The 21,428-nt window shown below is 41.3% G+C and carries 21 protein-coding genes; 4 read left to right on the top strand and 17 right to left on the bottom strand.

The genetic code is table 11. The annotated features are described in order from the left end of the window. Window positions 1-11: 11 nt before the first annotated feature. From P3J6_RS10930 to yceD, 14 genes are all read right to left on the bottom strand, one after another. A complete protein-coding gene (locus tag P3J6_RS10930; protein WP_198523007.1) occupies window positions 12-1,871 on the bottom strand; it encodes an alkaline phosphatase D family protein in 1,860 nt (619 codons plus the stop codon). Between the two features lie 4 nt (window positions 1,872-1,875). Beyond that, window positions 1,876-2,655 carry a TatD family hydrolase gene (locus P3J6_RS10925; RefSeq protein ID WP_024601403.1) on the bottom strand — a complete coding sequence of 260 codons (780 nt, stop codon included), beginning with the start codon at window positions 2,653-2,655 and terminating at the stop codon, window positions 1,876-1,878. A 17-nt stretch (window positions 2,656-2,672) separates the two neighbouring features. Continuing rightward, a complete protein-coding gene (locus P3J6_RS10920; protein ID WP_010389644.1) occupies window positions 2,673-2,999 on the bottom strand; it encodes a PilZ domain-containing protein in 327 nt (108 codons plus the stop codon). Window positions 3,000-3,011: 12 nt separating this feature from the next. Then, the gene (locus P3J6_RS10915; protein ID WP_198523006.1) at window positions 3,012-3,926 is read right to left on the bottom strand and encodes a DNA polymerase III subunit; all 915 of its coding nucleotides are present in this window, start codon (window positions 3,924-3,926) and stop codon (window positions 3,012-3,014) included. Window position 3,927: 1 nt separating this feature from the next. After that, window positions 3,928-4,554, bottom strand: a complete 627-nt coding sequence (gene tmk / locus P3J6_RS10910) for a dTMP kinase (RefSeq protein WP_010389641.1) — start codon at window positions 4,552-4,554, stop codon at window positions 3,928-3,930. 5 nt (window positions 4,555-4,559) lie between these two features. Then, window positions 4,560-5,546 carry an endolytic transglycosylase MltG gene (gene mltG / locus P3J6_RS10905; protein ID WP_138571355.1) on the bottom strand — a complete coding sequence of 329 codons (987 nt, stop codon included), beginning with the start codon at window positions 5,544-5,546 and terminating at the stop codon, window positions 4,560-4,562. Further along, window positions 5,546-6,343: an aminodeoxychorismate lyase gene (pabC, locus tag P3J6_RS10900; protein WP_198523005.1), complete on the bottom strand. Its 798-nt coding sequence runs from the start codon at window positions 6,341-6,343 to the stop codon at window positions 5,546-5,548. The genes mltG and pabC overlap by 1 nt, the downstream gene beginning before the upstream one ends. Before the next feature lie 68 nt (window positions 6,344-6,411). Then, window positions 6,412-7,650: a beta-ketoacyl-ACP synthase II gene (gene fabF, locus P3J6_RS10895; RefSeq protein ID WP_138562960.1), complete on the bottom strand. Its 1,239-nt coding sequence runs from the start codon at window positions 7,648-7,650 to the stop codon at window positions 6,412-6,414. Window positions 7,651-7,919: 269 nt separating this feature from the next. Next, the gene (acpP, locus tag P3J6_RS10890; protein ID WP_008109873.1) at window positions 7,920-8,156 is read right to left on the bottom strand and encodes an acyl carrier protein; all 237 of its coding nucleotides are present in this window, start codon (window positions 8,154-8,156) and stop codon (window positions 7,920-7,922) included. 250 nt (window positions 8,157-8,406) lie between these two features. Continuing rightward, a complete protein-coding gene (fabG, locus tag P3J6_RS10885; RefSeq protein ID WP_131690862.1) occupies window positions 8,407-9,153 on the bottom strand; it encodes a 3-oxoacyl-ACP reductase FabG in 747 nt (248 codons plus the stop codon). An 11-nt stretch (window positions 9,154-9,164) separates the two neighbouring features. Continuing rightward, entirely contained in the window at window positions 9,165-10,091 is a 927-nt protein-coding gene (gene fabD, locus P3J6_RS10880; RefSeq protein ID WP_178955755.1) for an ACP S-malonyltransferase, read from the bottom strand. Window positions 10,092-10,146: 55 nt separating this feature from the next. Further along, window positions 10,147-11,184 (bottom strand): phosphate acyltransferase PlsX, encoded by a 1,038-nt coding sequence (plsX, locus tag P3J6_RS10875; protein ID WP_008467405.1) that lies wholly within the window; start codon window positions 11,182-11,184, stop codon window positions 10,147-10,149. Window positions 11,185-11,196: 12 nt separating this feature from the next. Continuing rightward, window positions 11,197-11,367 (bottom strand): 50S ribosomal protein L32, encoded by a 171-nt coding sequence (rpmF, locus tag P3J6_RS10870; protein ID WP_008109865.1) that lies wholly within the window; start codon window positions 11,365-11,367, stop codon window positions 11,197-11,199. Between the two features lie 9 nt (window positions 11,368-11,376). Continuing rightward, the gene (yceD, locus tag P3J6_RS10865) at window positions 11,377-11,901 is read right to left on the bottom strand and encodes a 23S rRNA accumulation protein YceD (RefSeq protein WP_008109862.1); all 525 of its coding nucleotides are present in this window, start codon (window positions 11,899-11,901) and stop codon (window positions 11,377-11,379) included. A gap of 131 nt (window positions 11,902-12,032) precedes the next feature. Between yceD and P3J6_RS10860 the strand changes: the two genes are divergently transcribed. Then, window positions 12,033-12,638: a Maf family protein gene (locus P3J6_RS10860; protein WP_178955753.1), complete on the top strand. Its 606-nt coding sequence runs from the start codon at window positions 12,033-12,035 to the stop codon at window positions 12,636-12,638. 4 nt (window positions 12,639-12,642) lie between these two features. Here the strand turns inward: P3J6_RS10860 and P3J6_RS10855 are convergent, their stop codons facing one another. Both P3J6_RS10855 and rluC read right to left on the bottom strand, forming a co-directional pair. Continuing rightward, window positions 12,643-13,302: an HAD-IA family hydrolase gene (locus P3J6_RS10855; RefSeq protein WP_178955752.1), complete on the bottom strand. Its 660-nt coding sequence runs from the start codon at window positions 13,300-13,302 to the stop codon at window positions 12,643-12,645. Continuing rightward, window positions 13,299-14,258, bottom strand: coding sequence for a 23S rRNA pseudouridine(955/2504/2580) synthase RluC (gene rluC, locus P3J6_RS10850; protein WP_054200702.1), 960 nt, complete (start codon window positions 14,256-14,258; stop codon window positions 13,299-13,301). Before rluC ends, P3J6_RS10855 begins: the two co-directional genes overlap by 4 nt. Window positions 14,259-15,033: 775 nt before the next feature. Here rluC and rne point away from each other — a divergent pair. Continuing rightward, window positions 15,034-18,207 carry a ribonuclease E gene (gene rne, locus P3J6_RS10845; RefSeq protein ID WP_198523004.1) on the top strand — a complete coding sequence of 1,058 codons (3,174 nt, stop codon included), beginning with the start codon at window positions 15,034-15,036 and terminating at the stop codon, window positions 18,205-18,207. Window positions 18,208-18,630: 423 nt separating this feature from the next. On the opposite strand, the gene yejK is transcribed toward rne, so the two are convergent. Continuing rightward, window positions 18,631-19,647, bottom strand: coding sequence for a nucleoid-associated protein YejK (gene yejK / locus P3J6_RS10840; protein WP_109874826.1), 1,017 nt, complete (start codon window positions 19,645-19,647; stop codon window positions 18,631-18,633). Window positions 19,648-19,710: 63 nt separating this feature from the next. Here yejK and P3J6_RS10835 point away from each other — a divergent pair, with 63 nt between their 5' ends. Continuing rightward, window positions 19,711-19,923 (top strand): DUF1414 domain-containing protein, encoded by a 213-nt coding sequence (locus tag P3J6_RS10835; RefSeq protein ID WP_008109847.1) that lies wholly within the window; start codon window positions 19,711-19,713, stop codon window positions 19,921-19,923. A 5-nt stretch (window positions 19,924-19,928) separates the two neighbouring features. Beyond that, on the top strand, window positions 19,929-21,425 hold the full coding sequence (locus P3J6_RS10830; protein ID WP_138606998.1) for a DUF3413 domain-containing protein: 1,497 nt from the start codon (window positions 19,929-19,931) through the stop codon (window positions 21,423-21,425). Window positions 21,426-21,428: the final 3 nt, after the last annotated feature.

The following is a 21,428-nucleotide window of genomic DNA, read 5'->3' as shown; positions in this document are numbered from 1 at the left end:
CAAGTTCTAATTTACTTCTCTTCTAAATCAAATTCGGTGGTGTGGCCGTCGCCGTGGATTAGCTGATACCTGGCTAAATTACCCGCTTCAAGCGTAACCAAACTAATGGCAGAATCGCTTACTAAGTACTTTTGCCCTTTGCCTTTAGTTTGGTGTTTGTCTACTTCCATATGCCAGCGTTTGGTAAAAAAGTTAAGTGGGCTTTTGGGGCCGTATAAAATAGAGTCGAGCTTGTCGAGTATATTTATTAGCTTGCGCGGAAACTCATTTTTAATGCCACTGGCTGTCAGTTGCCAAATTCTGTTGGGATGATCGCCAAAACGCTTTTGCACTGAAAAACAAAACGAATAGTGTACATCGCCCGATAAAATCAGCGTTTCGTTTGGGGTGTCGGTGCGCCTAAAGGTGTTGAGTAACTTTTTGGCTGAGCCTTCGTGGGCCATCCAGTTTTCTACATCAACCATCAGTGGTTGCCCACACATATTAAACACCGCTTGAATTGCCTCTATCGATTTAACCCCAAACACGGGAGCAGGCGATACAATAATGACTTGGTCATGGCTTAATAGGCTTTCTTCTAGCTCTGTGAGACGTTCCCAATCAAGTAAACCTGAAGGTTCGTTAAAGTTTTGCTCGTTACGCCAACGATGCGTACGGGTATCGAGCACCACCACTTTAGGAATGGTCATTAACTCGTAATGCCAATGGTTAAAATCGTTAAGGTGCTTATCAAACGCTTTAAATTGCCATTGCATATAGCCGGCTAAACAGTCGTTAAAAGGGCTCAGTAACGATCCGGTTTTTTGTAGTGCGTCGTTGCCCATACCCTGAAACAACCAATAGCTCGCTAAGCCATTATTTACAATACGCTTGCTACTGGGGTTTTGATTAATGGCTTGCTCCCACCCTGCGGTGAGATTCCAATCATCGGTTACATCATGGTCATCAAACATCATTAAGGTAGATACATTGGCAAACAATCGCTCTACCCCTGCTAAACCTTGTGCATAGTTAATTAATGCGGCTTTTTCTGCATTAAATAGCGTTTGATTTTTTTCGTTACCACCTGAGTAACTTAAGTTATTTAGGTTAATGTATTGCCATGCTTGGCTACTAAAATTGAGTAAATACAGCGCTATGAATTCTTCAAAATGAATCAGGTGGTTATACGCTTTAACACTGGAAAAATGCGGTTCGTCCTTTTTTAACCAATAGCCAATACCTAGTTTTGAACGGTTTTTCCATGAGGTAGTTGGCAGCAAGTAATGGCGACCATACAGTTGCTCTGCAATGTCAGCGGGTAAATCTAAATCAAGTGGCTGCTCTTTATAAATACCTAAGTGCTTAATTAGCTGATGTATCGCTAATAACATGGGGCCAGCTACATCGTCGGCATAAATTTGATCGCCCGAAAGCAATAATAACTGTGCACCCTGCTGTTCATTACTTCGCTGAACGGCTTGCCAATGGCTTGAGCTTACTAGGCTGTCTTTTGCAGGATGATGCGCATTGCGGCACGAACCATGTAATATTTGCGTTAGTTTTTTGGGGATCACAAATTCAGGTAATGGCTGACTGTTAAAGCTAAATGCTGATAAATCAACAGGGCTGTCATCAAAAAATAGTTGGTATGATAATAAGGTATCGCGCGGGAATTTGCTGTTTATAGGTTTAATTACCACAAACTGTAAGAATAAATGCTCCCCTAGCCTTATGGTGTCTTGTTCGCTATAGCACTCGTAGTCAATTAACTCTATACGGCAATTTACTGGCTTTGAAGTAGCAAACTGAATACATACTGCGGTTTTTTCTGCTCGGCGCACCATGGGCCCCATAAGTAACAGTGGGTGTTGCACCGAGAGAGTCGTCATGAGGTTAGCCTTTAGCTGCTAATTTAAATAAAGAGTAAAAGTTATCAGTGGTGGCTTTTGCCAACTCGTTAAAGCTAATGCCTTTAAGCTCACTAATGTAATATGCAACGTCTTCAACATACGCTGGCTGATTAGTTTTACCACGATATGGTACTGGCGCTAAGTAAGGCGAGTCGGTTTCAATAAGCAGTCGATCGAGTGGAATTTGTTTTACTACTTCTTTAAGCTCTACCGCATTTTTAAAAGTCACAATGCCTGAAATAGAAATATAAAAACCCATATCAATGGCTTTTTTGGCCATATCCCAATCTTCAGTGAAACAGTGCAATACTCCACCGCAATTTTCTGCTTTGTGCTCACGCATTAAATTAATGGTATCGGCACGGGCATCACGGGTATGAATAATAAGTGGCTTTTGTAATTCATTAGCTACCTCAATATGGCCAACAAAACTCGCTTGTTGCACTGCATGTGTGTCTTTTGCGTAGTAATAATCGAGCCCAGTTTCGCCAATGGCCACTACTTTGTCGTGTGAGGCTAAATCAATTAATTGCTGTTTATTAAGCGCGTCTTTTTGATCAAGCGGGTGCACACCACATGACGCAGACACGTCGTTGTAATGTTTTATTTGCTCTAGCATATTGGGGAACTGATCAAGTGTGACGCTTACACATAAAAAATGTTCTACTTTTTTAGCGCGAGCGTTATCAAGTACTTGGTCTAGGTTTAAATCGAGTTTATCAAAATCAAGACGGTCTAAATGGCAATGAGAATCTACAATCAAAATAAGGCCTGTTTTTACTACATGGTATAAGTTGGATTGCCGGAGTTTAACATAGTCCCCAGCAGTTTTTCGATCTTCGCGTTTAGATTGGTTTTGTCATCTAAAAAGCTAATGCCGATCCCCGGTGGATTTGAGCTCTGAGCGCCTTGTGGAGTGACCCACGTAACCTTTCCGGTAACCACGTCATCTTCTAGCGCATCTGGCAAGGTAACGCGTAAGGCAAGTGAATATCCTGGTTCATAACGCATATTAGTGCGTACAAATAAGCCACCTTTTTTTAAAAAAGGCATGTAACAGCGATATAGTTCGTCAAGGTCGTCTATATCTACTAATAGCTCTTGCATATCTAGTCCTTTTTATTGGTTACGTAATATGTACGCTAGTCGTGATACCGCAAGCGGTAAATTTAGCCCAAGTATTTGTATATTATTCTGTAAAAAATCATTCAGCGCTTGCTGAACTACTTGGTAAGAGTCAAAACTCATACCATTTAAAAGCTGTTGTTTGAGCTGCTCACTTAAAAATAAAATAAAAATACGAACAAGCTCAGGCTGTTTATTTATTATATCGACTAACGCATTGAAATTATGGCTTTGTTTAAACTCAGTTGCAAATTTATAAAGCGTATCAATATTTTCTAGCTGATTTTGCTGTTGCCACTGCTTTACTTGTAGTGGTTGGCTATAAAATAACGACAACCACGGATAATTAGACACATCTAGAGAGCTAAGCCATTGTTGAGCTAATTGATTATTAGTTACTTTAACTTCGGTTTTAGCACAACGGCTTAAAATAGTCGCTGGTAACTGCGCCACTTGGCTGGTAGTCAAAATTAAAAACCGGCTATTACTTGGCTCTTCAAGGGTTTTTAATAACGCATTAGCGGCTGCGGTGGTCATTTTTTCGCAGTTTTGAATAATCGCTACTTTATTGCCATTTTGAGCCGCGGACTGGTGCATAAAATCGCTTATGCCGCGAATATCATCAACACCTATGCTTTGCCCTTCTACTTGGGTAATGCGTTTGTCTGGGTGTGTACCCGCTAAGTTTAATGAACAACTTTTACAGTGCCCACAAGGGCTTAGTACGCTAGTGGGGCTACTTAACTGTACTTGCGTATTTTGGCATAGCAAACTGTTTGCGAGTTGCTCACTTAGTTCAAATTTGCCAACGCCAATGGGCCCACAAAACAGTTGCGCATGATGAAAACGTTGGGCTTTATAGCTTTGAGTTAAGCGTTGCTCTACCTCATTAAGCCACGGCAATGCCATATTATTTTAACCCTGAAAAAAACGTGCGTAGTACATTGGTAATATCACGGTGAACTTTATCAATACTTTGGTTGGCATCAACTGTTTTTATGCTGTCGTCATCATTTGCAAGCTCAATGTAACGCATACGGGTGCGCTGAAAAAACTCAATGGCTTCTTGCTCAATTCTATCTAGCTCACCACGGCCTTTTGCACGTTCAAGGCCTATAACAGGGTCTATATCTAAGTAAATAGTTAAATCGGGTTTTAAACCTTTTAACACCATAGACGATAACGACGCTAACGTGTTTGCACTAATTCCTCGCCCGCCACCTTGATACGCCTGTGACGATAAATCGTGACGATCAGCCAATACCCACTGGCCTTGTTCAAGCGCTGGGTTGATCACATTATGCATTAGTTGTGAACGCGCGGCATACATAATTAGCAGCTCAGTTTCAAAAGCTATTTCTTCTTGGTGTTCTGCTTTTACTAAAGTACGTAACGATTCAGCCAGTGGTGTTCCACCGGGTTCGCGCACATTGATAAAATCAACATGGTGATGATTTAAAAAGTCTTGGCACAGGGCAATGGCGGTAGATTTACCCGCGCCCTCTAGGCCTTCTATAACTATAAATTTTGGTTTCATAAACACTAATTCTTTTTATTTAAAATATACTGGTTAACCGCCGCATTATGTTGTTTTAATGTGGTTGAAAACTGATGGCTACCATCGCCTTTTGCTACAAAGTAAACATACTCGCTTTTGGGCGGGTTTACCGCCGCTAAAATGGCTTCTTTAGAGGGCATGGCAATGGGTGTGGGCGGTAATCCGTTAATACGATAGGTATTATACGGCGTGTAATTCCTTAGGTCTTTACGTTTGATATCGCCGTCAAAATCTTCGCCTAGTCCATATATTACGGTTGGATCGGTTTGTAAGCGCATATTGGTATTTAAGCGATTAATAAACGCCGAAGCAATTAACGGGCGCTCACTGGCAAGCGCGGTTTCTTTTTCGATAATAGAAGCCATTATCAGGGCCTCATAGGCGGTATTGTAAGGTAAATCACTTGCCCGTTGCTGCCATGCATCTGCCAATGTTTGCTGCATTTTTTGCGCTGCACGCTTTAATAAACTACTCGCGCTGTCGTTACTATGATAATGATAGGTATCGGGAAACAACCACCCTTCAAGGTGAGTTTGCTTGCCGATTATTTGCTCGCCAAGCTGTTCGAGTTTTAAATCGTTTTGTAAATGTGGAGCAATTTTTACCGTATTTAATACATCTCTAAGTGCTTGACCTTCAATAATGGTAAAGCTAAAACTAATTTGCTCACCCTGGTTTATTTTTTTTATGTTGTTTATTACGCTATCTGCGCTTAGCTCGTACAAACCTGCTTTTAGGTCAGTCAAAGTTGGATCGAGTTTAGCTAATATTTGAAACCGCCAGCAATCTTCAAGCCACTGCTGCTGTTGCCATTGGCGACATAACTTATTAAAACCGGTGCCTTTTTCAACTTTAAATTGGGTATTAGTAGCTACCTTTAGTGGCGTTTGAATGGTTGCTTGTAATTGCTGGTAGCCAATCACAGAGCTAAAAAAAGCCAGTAGTAATACTGATAATATAACTTTTAACACTAAGCCTCCTTGGCTAGTAACTCGTTTAGTAATGATTGGCTGTGCACAATATCAAAACAGTGCTCGCCTATACTTTTTACGGGCACAATTTTCATTAAGCTGTTACATAAAAATACGGCGTCTGCTTGGGTAAGGTCATCAACGCTGACAGTTTTAAATTCAACGGTTAATTTATCACATAAAGATTGCAGAAAAACACCTTTAATGCCGCATTCATCTAGCCTTGGGCTAAATACTTTATTATTTTTTATTGCAAAAATATTAGCCGCTGAGGTTTCAATTACATTGTTGTTGTAATCAAGGACTAACGCATCATCGCTATGCTGAGCTTGCAGGGCATTTTTGATCAATACTTGTTCAAGCCTATTTAAAGTTTTAAGCCCAGCTAAATGAGGTTGAACGGCCAGCTTAATCGGGCTAATAGCTAAACTAATGCCCGTATCTGGTAAGCTGTTGTAATGTTTTGGATAAGGTAAAACACTCACAATAATATTTAAATTACATTCACTTGGTGGCGCATAGCCTCGCCCGCCCTCGCCTCGTGTTACCACGACTTTAAGGACCGCTTGAGGATGTGATGCTATTAGCTGAGTAATGTGCGACTCTAGTGCATTAAACTCAAGTGCAGGAAAGCCCAAACGCTGCGCACATTCAATTAAACGTGCTTTATGATAAGCCCAATGCTCAACTTGTCCATCAGTAACCATTGCAGTGGTAAAAAAACCATCGCCATAATTTAAACCCCTATCACGGGTGCTTATATTACTGGTTTCACTTGCTGTTATTATTGTTTGCATATTTTTTTACACATAAAAAAACCCAGTTAAACAACTGGGTTCTTATTGTCGTTCGTTGTTAAAAAAGATTATACCTTTTTAAACAGTAACGAGCCATTAGTACCACCAAACCCAAATGAGTTACACAAAGCGTAATCAAGTTTAGCATCACGTGCTGTATGCGGTACGTAATCTAAATCACAGCCTTCGTCTGGGTTATCTAAGTTAATTGTTGGCGTCACTTTTTGCTCGGTCAACGATAAAATAGACACTATCGACTCAACAGAACCTGCAGCTCCAAGTAAGTGACCCATCATAGATTTTGATGAACTTACCATTACGTCTTTAGCTGAATCACCAAAAATAGTTTTAACCGCTGACGTTTCTGCTTTGTCACCCGCATGAGTAGACGTACCATGTGCGTTGATGTAGCCAACTTGCTCTGCATTTACTTGCGCATCGTTTAATGCGTTTTCCATTGCCAGAGCTGCACCTGCGCCATCTTCTGGTGGTGAGGTCATGTGATACGCATCACCACTCATGCCAAAACCAACAAGCTCTGCATAAATTTTAGCGCCACGTGCTTTCGCGTGTTCGTATTCTTCAACAACAACCACACCGGCACCATCAGAAAGTACAAAACCATCACGGTCTTTATCCCACGGGCGAGACGCTGCTTGTGGATCGTCATTACGCGTTGAAAGCGCACGAGCGGCGTTAAAGCCACCCATTCCAATTGGTGTACAGGCTTTTTCTGCGCCACCGGCAACCATTGCATCGGCATCGCCGTAGGCAATCATACGAGCGGCATGGCCAATGTTGTGCAGGCCTGTAGTACATGCCGTTACAATTGAAATATTAGGACCACGTAAGCCGTGCATTATAGATAAATGACCCGAGATCATATTAATAATGGTAGACGGTACATAAAACGGCGATAACTTACGTGGGCCGCTGTTTAATAATTTTATGTGGTTTTCTTCAATGAGGGTTAAGCCACCAATGCCTGAACCCACCGCTACACCTATGCGTGTTGCGTTTTGTTCAGTGACTTCGAGGCCAGAATCTTGAAAAGCTTGAACACCCGCTGCAATGCCATACTGGATAAATAAATCCATTTTTTTAGCATCTTTTGGTGACATGTAAGCCGATGCATCAAAATCATTGATTAAACCAGCGAAGTGAGTACCAAATTTTGATGTATCAAAGTGGGTAATATTTTGAATACCACTTTTAGCATCTAATAAGCCTTGCCAGGTTGATTGAACATCATTGCCTAGCGGCGTCAACATTCCTAAGCCAGTTACGACGACACGACGTTTAGCCACGGTTTGCCTCCAATAAGGAATTATTATTATACCAATTAACTTAGCTCAGTTTATTTCAGCGCTAACGCTGTTGCTAGTTATGTTATTAGTATTGGGGATGATCATACCCAAGCTACCTCAAAGTGCGAGTCTCAAACCAATAACCAACGCTGAGCAATAACAATTTAATTGCTGATTATGAGTGAGGGTTTGGAATTGAATCATGGACTTTGAGGTGGTTTGGATATAAAGATTAAAGGCAGCGAATGCTGCCCTTAACTTGCGATTAATTACTCAGCGTGAGCTGTAACGTAATCGATTGCAGATTGTACTGTAGTGATCTTTTCAGCTTCTTCATCTGGGATCTCAGTATCGAACTCTTCTTCAAGAGCCATTACTAATTCAACAGTATCAAGAGAGTCTGCACCTAGGTCATCAACGAATGAAGCTTCGTTTTTAACTTCTTCTTCTTTAACACCTAGCTGTTCGATGATAATTTTCTTTACGCGTTCTTGGATATCGCTCATTCTTCTTTCCTTTATTAAAAACGCCAATGCGTTATTTTCAGATTGCGGCGTAGTTTACGTCCGATAATTCTCTGATTCAATCTTTTGACCATAAATAATTTGCTGGTCAAACCTCTTGAGTGTTTATTTTATCTTTTATCGCTTATTTTCACAGCGATTTCAAGTATGTTTAAAGCAAGTTTGCGAAAAATTCAATATTTTTTAGCAAACCCGCATACAATTTCTAGTTTATTTAATTCGCATTGCGAACTTAAACCATATACATCGCACCATTTACATGCAAAGTTTCACCTGATACATACGCAGCGGCGTCAGATGCTAAATAACATACTGCAGCTGCAATCTCATCTGGCTGACCTAAACGACCCGCAGGTACGTTTGCAAGCGTTGCTGCTTTTTGCTCATCTGTCAAATCATCGGTCATGTCCGTTTGAATAAAACCAGGTGCAACCACATTTACAGTAATTCCACGAGAGGCTACCTCACGCGCTAGTGATTTAGAAAAGCCGATAACACCCGCTTTAGCGGCTGCATAGTTGGCTTGACCCGCATTACCCATAGTTCCCACTACTGAGCCGATATTGATGATACGACCGTTCTTTTTCTTCATCATTGGGCGAAGTACAGCCTTAGATAAACGGAAGATAGAACTTAAGTTGGTATCGATAATATCGTCCCACTCATTTTCTTTCATGCGCATTAATAAATTATCGCGCGTAATACCGGCATTATTCACTAATACATCAATATCACCTAAATCGGCTTTAATTGCCGCTAATGTCGCCTCAATTGATGCAGGATCAGTTACGTTTAACGCATAACCCTTACCGTTATCACCTAAGTACTCACTAATATTAGCCGCACCCGACTCGCTTGTTGCCGTGCCCGCTACTTTTGCGCCTTGCGCTACTAATGTGTTTGCAATAGCTTTACCAATACCACGGCTAGCGCCAGTGATCAGGACAACTTTGCCCTCTAAAGAAAATAAATTACTCATTTTATATACTCTTATTTAGCTGAATCGATTGATGCAAGGTCGTTAACTGAACCACACACCATCGCTTTATCAATACGTTTTGCAAGCCCGGTTAGTACTTTACCAGGACCAAATTCATAACTTTGCGTTACACCTTGTGCAACCAGTGCTTGTACTGTTTCGGTCCAACGTACTGGGCTATATAACTGGCGTACTAATGCCTCTTTAATTGCATCAGCTGAACCTTCTGCTTTTACATCAACATTATTGATTACATCACACTTAGGTGTATTAAATGTTAAAGCGGCTAAATCGGCGGCTAATTTCTCAGCAGCTGGTTTCATTAGTTCACAATGTGACGGTACACTTACCGATAATGGCAGTGCACGTTTTGCTCCGGCTTCTTTACAAGCAACAGAGGCTCGATCAACAGCATCTTTGTGACCGGCAATAACAACCTGACCAGGCGAGTTATAGTTTACTGGAGAAACCACTTCACCTTGTGCCGCTGCTGCACAAGCGGCTTTAATTTCATCGTCGCCTAAACCAATAATTGCGGCCATAGAACCTACACCAGCAGGTACGGCCTCTTGCATGTATAAACCGCGGTTTTCAACCAATTTTACGGCTTCGCTTAAACTGATCACATCGCTACATACTAAAGCTGAGTACTCACCCAGGCTGTGACCTGCCATAACGACGTCTGCATCTGGATTTGCAGCTAACCAATGACGATAAATAGCAACGCTTGCAGTTAATAGTGCAGGCTGAGTACGGTGTGTTTGATTTAGTTTTTCTTCTGGACCGTTAAGTACAAGGTCTGCTAGGTCGTAACCAAGTGCGCTTGAAGCTTCTGCAAATGTAGCTTTTACTATGTCAGAACTCGCTAGTAGCTCTTGTAACATACCCACAGTTTGCGAGCCTTGACCTGGAAAAAGAAGTGCAATTTTTTGTGCCATAATTTGCTCTTATAATTAAACAAAATAAATAATGTGTAACACGGCACGTTAACTGTTATTCAACCGCCGTGTCTTTAGAATGTGTTTTTTCGAAAATAGCAGCTATTTTATCTGGAAGTTGACGTTCTACTTCTTTCACTGCTTCGTCGATTGCAGCATGAAATGCTTTAGCTGAGGCATTTCCATGACTTTTAACAACAATACCGCGCAATCCTACCAGAGAAGCGCCGTTATACTGGTCGGGGTTCACTCTTTTATAGAGTTTTTTTATGATTGGCGCCAACATAAACGCCATACACTTGTAAACGACGTGCTTTTCGAGAGCGCGAGTAAACTTTTTCATGATAAGTTTAGCAATGCCTTCGCAGGTTTTAAGTGCAACATTGCCAACAAAACCTTCACAAACAATAACATCAGCCTTGCCAGAAAAAATATCACTGCCTTCACTGTAACCAATATAATTAATCAGCTCGCTTTGTTGCATTAATTGTGCGGCTTGCTTAATTTCTTCATGACCTTTTATATCTTCAGCACCAATATTTAATAAACTCACTTTAGGGTTATCACAGCCAAGTGCTTGACCTGCAACCACAGAGCCCATAATGCCAAACTGATACAGCATTTGCGCATCACAATGCACATTAGCGCCTAAGTCGAGTAAGTAAACGGGATTTTTACGTTCAGTAGGTACAGCAGAGATAAGTGCGGGACGTTTCACCCCTGGAAGCATTTTTAATACGTAATGCGCCATAAAAAATAGCGCCCCCGTATTGCCAGAGCTAACACAGGCTTGCGCTTCACCCGATTTAACTAAATCAAGGGCAACTCGCATGGAAGAATCTTTTTTTGAGCGAACAGCAACAGCGGGTTCGCAGGCATTGGTAACAACATCGTTACAATGGCGAATAATTAATCTGGGATGAGAAAGTGAATCGAGTGATTCTAGTTGTTTAGCTATTACTTGCTCGTTGCCACATAAAATGAGTTTTAAGTTGGCATTAGCATTTACCGCACGAACGGCTGCGGGGATAGATGAACGGGGGCCATAATCGCCCCCCATCATATCTAACGCTATGGTTAGATTAGTCAGCATATAAGCAATCTCTTAGTTAGAAATTACTTGAACGCCTTTGTAGTAACCATCTGCAGTCACATGGTGACGACGATGAGTCTCACCAGATGTTTGGTCTACAGTTAAAGTTGGACCACTGATCGCATCGTGTGAACGGCGCATGCCGCGTCTTGCACGAGACTTTTTGCTTTTTTGTACAGCCATAGTCTTCTCCTAAGAATCTTTCTTAAGTTGTTTCAAAATATCAAATGGATTTGGTTTATCATCTTCCGCCTTTAAAACACCAAAGCTGGCAGGCTCTGCTGTATAACTGCATGAAGCTTCGTTGTGGGTAGGCACTAATGGCACTGCTAAAATAAGTTCGTCTTCGATTAACTCAAATACGTCTATTTCACCATTTTCATCAAGTGCTACTTCGTCGTAGCTTTCTGGAAGATCATCTGACTCTGCATCCAAACCGACTGGCGAATACACAAAGTCTTGATCCAAATCCAACCCTAAATCACCATTACAACGTTGACAAGTGACAGTTACGTGTGTGGACAAATTGCCACTAATCACAACTAAACCTTGCTCATCGTTTTTGCAATGAATTTTTACCGCTATTTCACCTACTTCTTCCTGGATAACCCCTCGTAAACGAGGAAGTTTCTCAAGCGGTACAACGCCGTCATACTTTAAACGATGCTGAGCTGCTTTGCCCGGATGAAGGGTGATGGGAATTTTCACCTTTTGCATAGGGGCTGCATCATATAGATAGTTAGTAAGTTAGTCAAAGTAAAAAACCAATTTTACGTTGTTTTTCACGTGTTTTACTCACGGATCTGATTTATCCTAACTCAATCTGATTTACGCTAGGAAAACATGCCATGAAGCACTCCCTTATATTAGCCTCAAGCTCGCCATTTAGGCAGTCTTTATTACAAAAATTTAATCTGCCGTTTGAAACGTTTTCGCCCGATGTTGACGAAACGCCGCATAAAAACGAAACACCAACCATGCTTGTTAAGCGCCTCAGCGAATTAAAAGCCGCTGCAGCCGTCGATCATTTTGACCAAGGCCTCGCAATTGGCTCCGATCAGGTTGCTGTATTTGATGGTCAAATATTAGGTAAGCCGCACAATAAAGAAAACGCTATCAAGCAATTGAGCTTATTTAGCGGGCAAACAGTCACTTTTTTAACGGGCTTGTGTGTGTTCGATATTCATACTAAGCAATGCAAAACCATTGTTGAGCCATTCAATGTAACCTTTAAAACGTTAACAACGGCGCAAATAAGTGCTTATTGCGATGCAGAGCAACCTTATAACTGTGCAGGAAGTTTTAAAAGTGAAGGCTTGGGTATTTGTTTATTTGAAAGACTCAGTGGTGATGATCCAAACAGCTTAATTGGTTTACCACTGATTAAACTCAGCCAATTATTGGCTGAGTTTGGTGTTGATGTATTAGCAGCGCAAATGCCTAGCGCAAATTAACTGATTAACCGAGTAATATATTTTGCAACTGCTGATAGTTGTCAACGGTTGCAATCGGGGTTAATTCGTTTAATTGCGCAGCGTTGTGCACGCCCATGGTTACCCCTATTCTATCCATGCCAGCGGCTTTTGCCATTGCCATATCTATTTGCGTGTCGCCTATCATTAGCGCTTCATCAACACTTACCCCTAGCTCTTCAAGCAATTGATAAAGCATATCGGGAGCAGGCTTTGATTTAGCGTCGTCACTGGTTCGCGTAGCACTAAAAAAGTGACTCAGTTCACTTTCACCTAATAAACGATCTAACCCTACTCGGCTTTTTCCTGTAGCCACGGCCAAAATTACACCTTGGCTTTTTAACGCAGTAAGTACCTGTGCAACATGATCAAACACCGGTGTTGGGGTGGTATCAAGTGCATATTGCTGTTTATATCCTGCAATAAGCGCTTCGTGATGCTCTCGGTGGTCAGGAAACAAGGTTGCGATTGCGTTTTCAAGCGATAAACCAATAATATTTTTACTGGCGGTATCACTTGGCGGCTCAATATTAAGCGATTGGGCACTTTTGCGAATGCAATTAACGATTTTGCTAATTGAATCCATAATGGTGCCATCCCAATCAAAAATCACCAGTTTATATTTTTTAATCGGCGTTACATTCACGCTTTTGCTGCTCTAAGTTTAACTAAACAGCTTGATAGTGCTTTATCAAGCGGTGCTTCTACTCGCATAGTGGTTTCGTTTTTCGGATGATAGAAGCTTAAATCATGGGCGTGTAAAAATAAGCGGTTTAAACCACGTTTACGCATTGACTCGTCAAATCCTTGGTCGCCGTATTTGTCATCACAGGCAATGGCATGACCTTGGCACTGAGTGTGCACACGAATTTGGTGAGTACGACCAGTTACAGGGGATGCTTGTACTAATGAACAATCGTTATAACGCTCAAGCACTTTAAAACGGGTATGCGACGGTTTGCCTTCCGTGTTATCAACACGTACTACGCGCTCACCCGATTTAAGGGTATTTTTACGCAAACCTTCCGTTACATTTTTAGTTTTAGAGTCCCATTGGCCTTCTACCAATGCCCAGTAATTTTTTTCCATGGTTTTTTCGCGTAATTGCTCATGCAAAGCGGTCAGCACTGAGCGACGCTTAGCAATAAGTAAACAACCTGAAGTATCGCGGTCTAACCGATGTACTAGCTCAAGGCTGCGCTCTTCTGGGCGTAAAACACGTAATGCTTCAATAAGCCCGTAGCTTAAGCCACTACCGCCATGCACAGCCATGCCTGAGGGCTTATTAATAACAATTAGGTATTTATCTTCAAATAATATATCGTCTTCGAGGCGTGTTACTTTATCGAGTTTTGACGGTACAAACTCTTCACGCTCTGACACTCTAATTGGCGGTATACGAATAACGTCGTCTAGCTGCAATTTATAAACAGGCTTAATGCGTTTTTTATTTACACGCACCTCACCTTTACGAAGAATTTTGTAAACTGCGCTTTTAGGCACCCCTTTTAAATGGGTAATAAGAAAGTTATCAATACGCTGACCTAAGTGGTCTTCGTTGATAGTGACAAAAGTTACTTGTAAGCCGGTTTTTTCTGACATTGCCTAATCACTGATTTAAGTAAAATAATTTAGTTGCTAACACGGTTATAATAGTGGGATAATCAGCAGCGCAAATATTTAGTATTTGCAAATAACAACGGTGCTTTTTAACACAACAAAACATTCGTGATGCACATTCTGGGTAACCGATCATACAGATCCGAGTTAAGTTTTCCAAAGCTTTTATACATACCCAGTTAACACGTGCGCACAACTAACGGCAATGCGCGTAATATATTGCAGGTTAAGTTTGAACATGAATTGATTTTTAATGTGATAGTAAAAGCAATGAACAGATAATTTGTCTGATAGTGACGGCGTAAAAACACGCCGTTCAGAATTCGCTCAAATATTGTAGTAGTACCGTACAGCAGCTTATTTAGAACTAAAAAAATCTAATAAATAAGCGTTCATTAACATCGGTAGCGATTTTTGCTCATAAAATAGATAACGGTAGTTTTAAAAACGAAACTATGGTTTGAACCTAAAGAGCCCTACGCACCTAATATGAATGCATTTAATAAGATTGATATGACAGGCCAACTTCTGGATAAAACGTGTATTGAGCTAAATAGCCGACACATTTGAATCCTTTTAGAATTTAATAGCGTGATAACACCCTATTGTTTGCCGGCATTTAAAATACTGCGTACCAAAATACAGAGCCGTTCCGTTAAAGACCCAGTCGTGAGGCTGCACATTCTAAAAATAGGAACACCTGAACAGGCGAGAAAAACATCGTCATGTCAGCGACATAAACTAGTAGAGTAACATTATGAAACGTATGCTAATCAATGCAACGCAGCAAGAAGAAATGCGCGTAGCACTGGTTGACGGCCAGCGCCTATATGATTTAGATATAGAAAGCCCAGGTCACGAACAGAAAAAAGCCAATATTTATAAAGGCAAAATCACACGCATTGAACCATCTTTAGAAGCAGCATTTGTTGACTACGGTGCTGATCGTCATGGTTTCCTTCCATTAAAAGAAATTGCTCGTACTTACTTCCCGCAAGGTTACACCTTCCATGGTCGTCCGAATATTCGCGACGTGATCAAAGAAGGTCAAGAAGTAATCGTACAAGTTGATAAAGAAGAGCGCGGCCAAAAAGGTGCAGCATTAACTACCTTTATCAGTGTTGCCGGCAGCTACTTAGTGCTTATGCCTAACAACCCTCGTGCTGGCGGTATTTCTCGCCGTATCGAAGGTGATGAGCGTACTGAACTTAAAGAGTCGCTAAGCCGTTTAGAACTACCTAAAGGTATGGGCTTAATTGTACGTACTGCGGGTGTTGGTAAATCGTTTGAAGAACTAAACTACGATTTAAAAGCATTATTAGTCCACTGGGAAGCCATTCAACAAGCGGCAGACAGTGCTAAAGCGCCATTCTTAATTCACCAAGAAAGTAACGTTATTTTCCGCGCTATTCGCGATTATTTACGTCGTGACATTGGCGAAATTTTAATTGATAAACCACGTGTTTTTGAAGAAGCTAAAGCGCACATTGAGCGTTTTCGTCCTGACTTTATGAGCCGCGTTAAGCTTTATCAAGGTGACACACCGTTATTTACGCATTACCAAATTGAAAGCCAAATTGAGTCTGCGTTCCAACGTGAAGTGCGTTTACCGTCAGGCGGTTCAATTGTTATTGACCCTACTGAAGCACTTACGTCTATCGATATCAACTCGTCTAAAGCAACAAAAGGCGGTGATATTGAAGAAACAGCACTTAACACCAACCTAGAAGCAGCGGATGAAATTGCTCGTCAACTTCGTTTACGTGACTTAGGTGGTTTAATTGTTATCGACTTTATTGATATGACTCCTCCACGTCATCAACGTGAAGTAGAAAACCGTTTAAAAGATGCTGCTCGCCCAGATCGTGCCCGTGTACAAATTGGCAAAATTTCGCGCTTTGGTTTACTTGAAATGTCGCGTCAGCGATTACGCCCTTCACTAGGTGAAGCAAGCCAAGGTGTTTGTCCACGTTGTAGTGGTCAAGGTACTATTCGTTCAAACGAGTCAATTGCACTATCAATTTTACGCTTGATTGAAGAAGAAGCAATTAAAGACAACACTGCACAAGTAAACGCACAAGTGCCTGTTGCCGTTGCCGCTTATTTATTAAATGAGCAACGTCGTAGCGTTCACCGCATTGAAAAGCATCATAAATGTGATGTAGTGATTATTCCTAATCAACACATGGAAACACCACATTACGAAGTTATGCGTTTACGTAAAGACGAAACACTTGAAACAGTAAGTTATGAGCAAGTTGTTGCGCCTGAGCCTGAAGCATTTGAAATGTCTAAATCGCCAGCAGCACCTGTACGTGAAGAGCCGAAGCTTAAAGGTGTCGTTATGCCTTCTAGCCCTGCTCCACAAGCAGCAGCAAAAGCTGCGCCAGTAGTAGAAGCAAAAGCTGAAATTGGCCTATTTACTGCACTTGGCAAATGGATTAAGTCGTTATTTGCAAGCGAAAGTGAACAAACAACACAAGAGTCTACAGATAAAAAATCTCAAGAGCGTACCAATAACAACCGTGGTAATGATAATCGTCGTCGTAACAACCAACGTCGTCGCAATAATAACCCACGTAATAAACCACGCAACGAACGTAATACAGAGTCTGAAACTAAAAATGAGTCAGCACCTGTAAGCGATACGCAAGAAAAGAATGAGAATCGCAATAAGCGCCGTCGTAATTCAAATACGCGTAAACGTCCTGAGCATAAAACAGAAGATAAAACGCAAGTAAAAGCAGAGGCAACTCAAAAAGCGGATACTGCGCCTAAATCTGATAAGAATGCTGAGCCAAAAGAGCAAAAGCCTAAGGTACGTCGTCAACGTCGTAATTTACGCAAAAAAGTTCGCGTACAAGACGAAAGTGCTGAGCAAGTTCAAACAATAGAACAACCTGTTGAGCAACCTGTGGTGAAAGAAGAAAAGCCACAAGTGAAAGAGCAAGCACCTGTTGTTGAAAAGCAAACGCCTGTTGTTGAAAAAGCACCTGCACCTGCTAAAGAACAAGCAGAAGCTGTTGTTGATTCAAACGATAACGCAGTATCACAAGATGAAGAACAAGAGCAAACACGCACTCGTTCACGTCGTTCACCACGTCATCTTCGTGCATCAGGTCAGCGTCGTCGTCGCCCTGAAGGTGAAAACGCGCAAGAAAAGTCTGATGAAGCGCCTGCGTTTGTACCCGTTGCTGATCAAGCTGCAGCTGAATACGAAGCAGAGCTAAAAGCAAAAGCACACAAAACGGCTGTTGATGCCTCTGATGCAGTTGAACAAAACATTGTTGAAGAAGAGTTAGCGAAAACTGAAGAACCAGTAAAAACTGAAAAACCAGTACAAGCTGAAGAACCAGTGAAAGCTGAAGAGCCAGTGAAAGCTGAAGAGCCAGTTAAAACTGAAGAACCAGTACAAACTGAAAAACCAGTACAAGCTGAAGAACCAGTGAAAGCTGAAGAGCCAGTGAAAACTGAAGAACCAGTGAAAGCTGAAGAGCCAGTTAAAACTGAAGAACCAGTAAAAGCTGAAGAACCAGTAAAAACTGAAGAACCAGTGAAAACTGAAGAACCAGTGAAATCTGAAGAGCCAGTACAAACTGAAGAAGTCGCTGTTGAAGCAGAAACTGCACCGGTTAGTGCTACTGAAACACCTGTAGAAGCTAAAGAAGCGCCTGTAGTTGAAAGTCAGCCTGTGACAGTGTCGCAAGCGAGCTCTACTAATGTAAACGCTAAAACAGTGATTACAGCTGGACATGCAAGTGCGCCAATGGCACAGCCAACACCTGTAGCTGATAGCGAAATCAAGCATACATCAGTTGCAATGGCACATGACAAGCGTGAGTTAATCCCTGACAGTGGCCTTCGCCCTGGCTCGGTAAAACCTGCTGGTCGTGCAAGCTCTGCAATGACTAAAACACTTAATGCTGAATAAGCACTAAGTTTAGCTCAAAGCTAAAAAAACCGCGTTAATTGATTTTAACGCGGTTTTTTATTGCTTGGAATTTATGTAACTGGCAACGGGGTTCGGGTAAAGTCGAAAGTTAGCGGGCTACGGGGGTCGGGCTTCGAGCCTACTCCCTAAACCCTTAGCTCGCAACTTGCTGTGAGCAAGATCTACGTCTACAGCTATTCCTAACACCTAAAACATGCGCGAGGTAAACTCCCGCCTACGGATAAGGTCAACATCGAGGTTTATTGTCGGCGGGGCTTTATGCCGCGCAAAGGAATTATTCACAAAGAGTACTATGAGACGCTGCGCTTTTAGAGGGTAAAGTTACAATCGAAGGTTAACGGGCTGTGGGGATCGGGTTACGAGCCAGGGCCCGAAACCCGTAGCTCGCCGCCCGCCGTGAGTTTAATCTTGCTCTTGTTCCATGAAACGTTGCAGTTGGTCTTTAAGGTTTGGCGGAATGCCCTTGATCACTAAGGTATCAGTGGCTTCATTATAAGTTACACGTTCACCTAAATGTTTACGCTCAAAGCTAATACTCACACCGCCACCTAAGCCTGAAAACTTAACCATACTTGTTACTGTTTTCTTATCAACTGGAAATGACTCTTCTAGGTCATAGCTTTGCTCTTTACAAAAGCTCTCAAACGGGTTGTCGTCGCCTTTGGTCAGCGTTGCTGAAAGTTCACTTACATTAGCCTCTTCGCCTGTGGTGACACAGTCGTTGCAATAATCAAATACTTGCTTACGTAAATCGTCCTTTTCAGACTTATCAAATTCTTGCTCTGATAAGTAATCTTCTACTGCGCTTAGCATTACTTGGCTTTGTTGCTTAGGATCAATGCCCTCTTCACAACCTAAGAAATCTAAAAAGAAGTCAGCCACTTTTCGCCCTGCACGACCTTTAATAAACGAAATATAACGATTATCGTCTGCTTGGGTATCCCATGCTGTTAAATCAATGCGAGCAGCCAATTGCATACGCGAAATATCTAAATGGCGCGATGCGGCTAAATCAAGCTCTGAAGTCATGGAGTAGTGCTCTTTAATGTTGATCATGGCAATCAACATATAATCAGTAGCCACGTACTGATAATGACAAAATACTAAGTAGCCAGTTTCATTAAAGGCGTATTTATCTAACTCTTCTTTTAATACCGTTGATGCCTGCTCGGTCATATGCCAAAAGCCAAGCTCATTATTACGATAGCTTTGCATAGTAGAGGCAACAATACTGTTTTTTTCACCACTAAAAGCACAAAAACCTTTGCCTGGCTTGCCGTTGTAGGCGTGGTGTAATTGCTCAATGAATACAGCAACTTTGTCGTTGATCATCATTTCGTCGTTGCGAAGGTGAATTTGGGTGTCGTCATCTTTTTTGTCTACATAGTGCACGACTAATTTTTTAACATCTATTGCCATCTTTGTTTTTCACGCCTCTGGTGTTAAAATACGGGAATATAACTATTTTTATTGAACCAACTGATGCCAATCTTATCAAAATACTCTAATGAAGAAGTAGAACAAATCGTCGATCAGCTTATTGATGTTTTATCAAAACACAATGCGCCGGTTGATTTAAGTCTTATGTGTTTAGGAAATTCTATCACGCATATCTTAAAAGAGCATGTACCAACAGGGAAAAGACAAGCTGTTACTGAGAACTTTGCAAAAGCACTCGCTCAGTCGGTTAAATAAACTCTATGAATTTATCGCAGCATAACCAGTTTTCATCGAAAGCAAGTCAATTATTAAGTTGGGGCCATTGGTTTACATTTGCCAATATTGGTTTGGCGCTTTTAATTAGCTTAAGCTATTTATTTGCCGACTCGCCACCCACCACTTTTATAGGTATCGCTTATATGGTGGTTACGTGGCTAAGCCACACCAGCTTTATTGCCTTTTTAGCGTTTGTGCTGACGGTCTTTCCTTTAAGTTTAGTGTTCCCCTATCCGCAGCATATTCGCGGCATGGCGGCAGTGATAGCAACAATAGGTGCTTCAATACTGACTTTAGACGCTTATGTGTATTTTAACTTAGGCTATCACTTAAATGCCTCAGCACTGCCTGAAATTATTTCGCTGTTGTGGCACCGCTTAACAAATTCACCGGCGCTCACTACCTTGCTAGCAGGAAGTATTGTATTACTTATTTTAGGCTTTCAGCTTACAGTTAGTAACTTTACTTGGCACCATCTAGCACGCTTAAAGCAATTTAAATTTGCGCGTTATGCAGGTTCTTTTTTAGTGATTTGTTTTGCATTAAGCCACAGCATTCATATTTGGGCTGATGCAAATTTAAAGTTTGATATCACCAAGCAAGACAACGTACTGCCACTTTCGTACCCTACTACAGCCAAAAGTTTACTCGCTAAAAACGACTTATTGGATGTTGAAAGCTACGAACAGGCACATAATGTTAAAATTAATAACCAAGGTATTAATTACCAAATACCTACCCCATTAGCAAAATGTGAAGATTACAACGCGGCTAAAGTTGATATTTTAGTTTTTGATAATGACGAGCAGTTAACAAAATTTGTTGCTAGCAAAAAAAGCATTTATAAAAACCAACAATTTTTACAACCCACCGATCAGAGCGACATGCTATTTGGTTTGGTGTATGGCCTGCCTGCATTTTATAAAACCGACATTATTGAGCAACAAACCTTACCCGTTTGGCAAAGCCAACGTCGAAGTGTAAAAGTATTTGGTATTGATGAGCTGAGCTTTATTAACGAGCAAGCACACAAAGACAGTGCAATCAGGGTGATTAAAGCGACTGAAAATGCAACGGTTCGTGATGATGCTACTGAGTTTTTTGCATTTAGTGTGTCTCAAAACAGCAATGAAATAGTGACCACGTCAACGCTATATAGCTCAGATAAGTTTATTTCTAAAGTGAATGGCTTAATTCAACCTAGTGATATTATTGCTACTAGCCTTGGCCAATACTTAAACTGTAATGCGCTTGCTAAGCAAACTATGCTAGGCGAAAACTTATACAGCAAAAGCAATAATATTGGCGTTAATTACTCACAAGGTGTCGTAATTGCTTATAAAAAAGATAGAATTACGCTGATTGATCGTGATGGAAACTTTAGAAACATTTCCGCGGCTGAAGGGTTTTCTATTGAGCAAGGACTTGATATTCCGTTTTTAGTACACAGTATTAAAAAGCTTAAAACGTTTTCTCAATAGCAC

Source organism: Pseudoalteromonas sp. 3J6 (assembly GCF_903995135.1).
In the GTDB taxonomy this organism is placed as follows: domain Bacteria; phylum Pseudomonadota; class Gammaproteobacteria; order Enterobacterales; family Alteromonadaceae; genus Pseudoalteromonas.
This window is presented reverse-complemented; position numbering and strand designations above follow the sequence as displayed.

Coding starts and splice junctions, on each gene's coding strand:
- fabG (WP_131690862.1), bottom strand. CDS start 9,153: ATGAGTAATTTATTTTCTTTAGAGGGCAAAGTTGTCCTGATCACTGGC.
- P3J6_RS10915 (WP_198523006.1), bottom strand. CDS start 3,926: ATGGCATTGCCGTGGCTTAATGAGGTAGAGCAACGCTTAACTCAAAGC.
- P3J6_RS10920 (WP_010389644.1), bottom strand. CDS start 2,999: ATGCAAGAGCTATTAGTAGATATAGACGACCTTGACGAACTATATCGC.
- yejK (WP_109874826.1), bottom strand. CDS start 19,647: ATGGCAATAGATGTTAAAAAATTAGTCGTGCACTATGTAGACAAAAAA.
- rluC (WP_054200702.1), bottom strand. CDS start 14,258: ATGTCAGAAAAAACCGGCTTACAAGTAACTTTTGTCACTATCAACGAA.
- P3J6_RS10930 (WP_198523007.1), bottom strand. CDS start 1,871: ATGACGACTCTCTCGGTGCAACACCCACTGTTACTTATGGGGCCCATG.
- plsX (WP_008467405.1), bottom strand. CDS start 11,184: ATGCTGACTAATCTAACCATAGCGTTAGATATGATGGGGGGCGATTAT.
- fabD (WP_178955755.1), bottom strand. CDS start 10,091: ATGGCACAAAAAATTGCACTTCTTTTTCCAGGTCAAGGCTCGCAAACT.
- rpmF (WP_008109865.1), bottom strand. CDS start 11,367: ATGGCTGTACAAAAAAGCAAAAAGTCTCGTGCAAGACGCGGCATGCGC.
- acpP (WP_008109873.1), bottom strand. CDS start 8,156: ATGAGCGATATCCAAGAACGCGTAAAGAAAATTATCATCGAACAGCTA.
- P3J6_RS10830 (WP_138606998.1), top strand. CDS start 19,929: ATGAATTTATCGCAGCATAACCAGTTTTCATCGAAAGCAAGTCAATTA.
- P3J6_RS10835 (WP_008109847.1), top strand. CDS start 19,711: ATGCCAATCTTATCAAAATACTCTAATGAAGAAGTAGAACAAATCGTC.
- tmk (WP_010389641.1), bottom strand. CDS start 4,554: ATGAAACCAAAATTTATAGTTATAGAAGGCCTAGAGGGCGCGGGTAAA.
- rne (WP_198523004.1), top strand. CDS start 15,034: ATGAAACGTATGCTAATCAATGCAACGCAGCAAGAAGAAATGCGCGTA.
- pabC (WP_198523005.1), bottom strand. CDS start 6,343: ATGCAAACAATAATAACAGCAAGTGAAACCAGTAATATAAGCACCCGT.
- P3J6_RS10860 (WP_178955753.1), top strand. CDS start 12,033: ATGAAGCACTCCCTTATATTAGCCTCAAGCTCGCCATTTAGGCAGTCT.
- yceD (WP_008109862.1), bottom strand. CDS start 11,901: ATGCAAAAGGTGAAAATTCCCATCACCCTTCATCCGGGCAAAGCAGCT.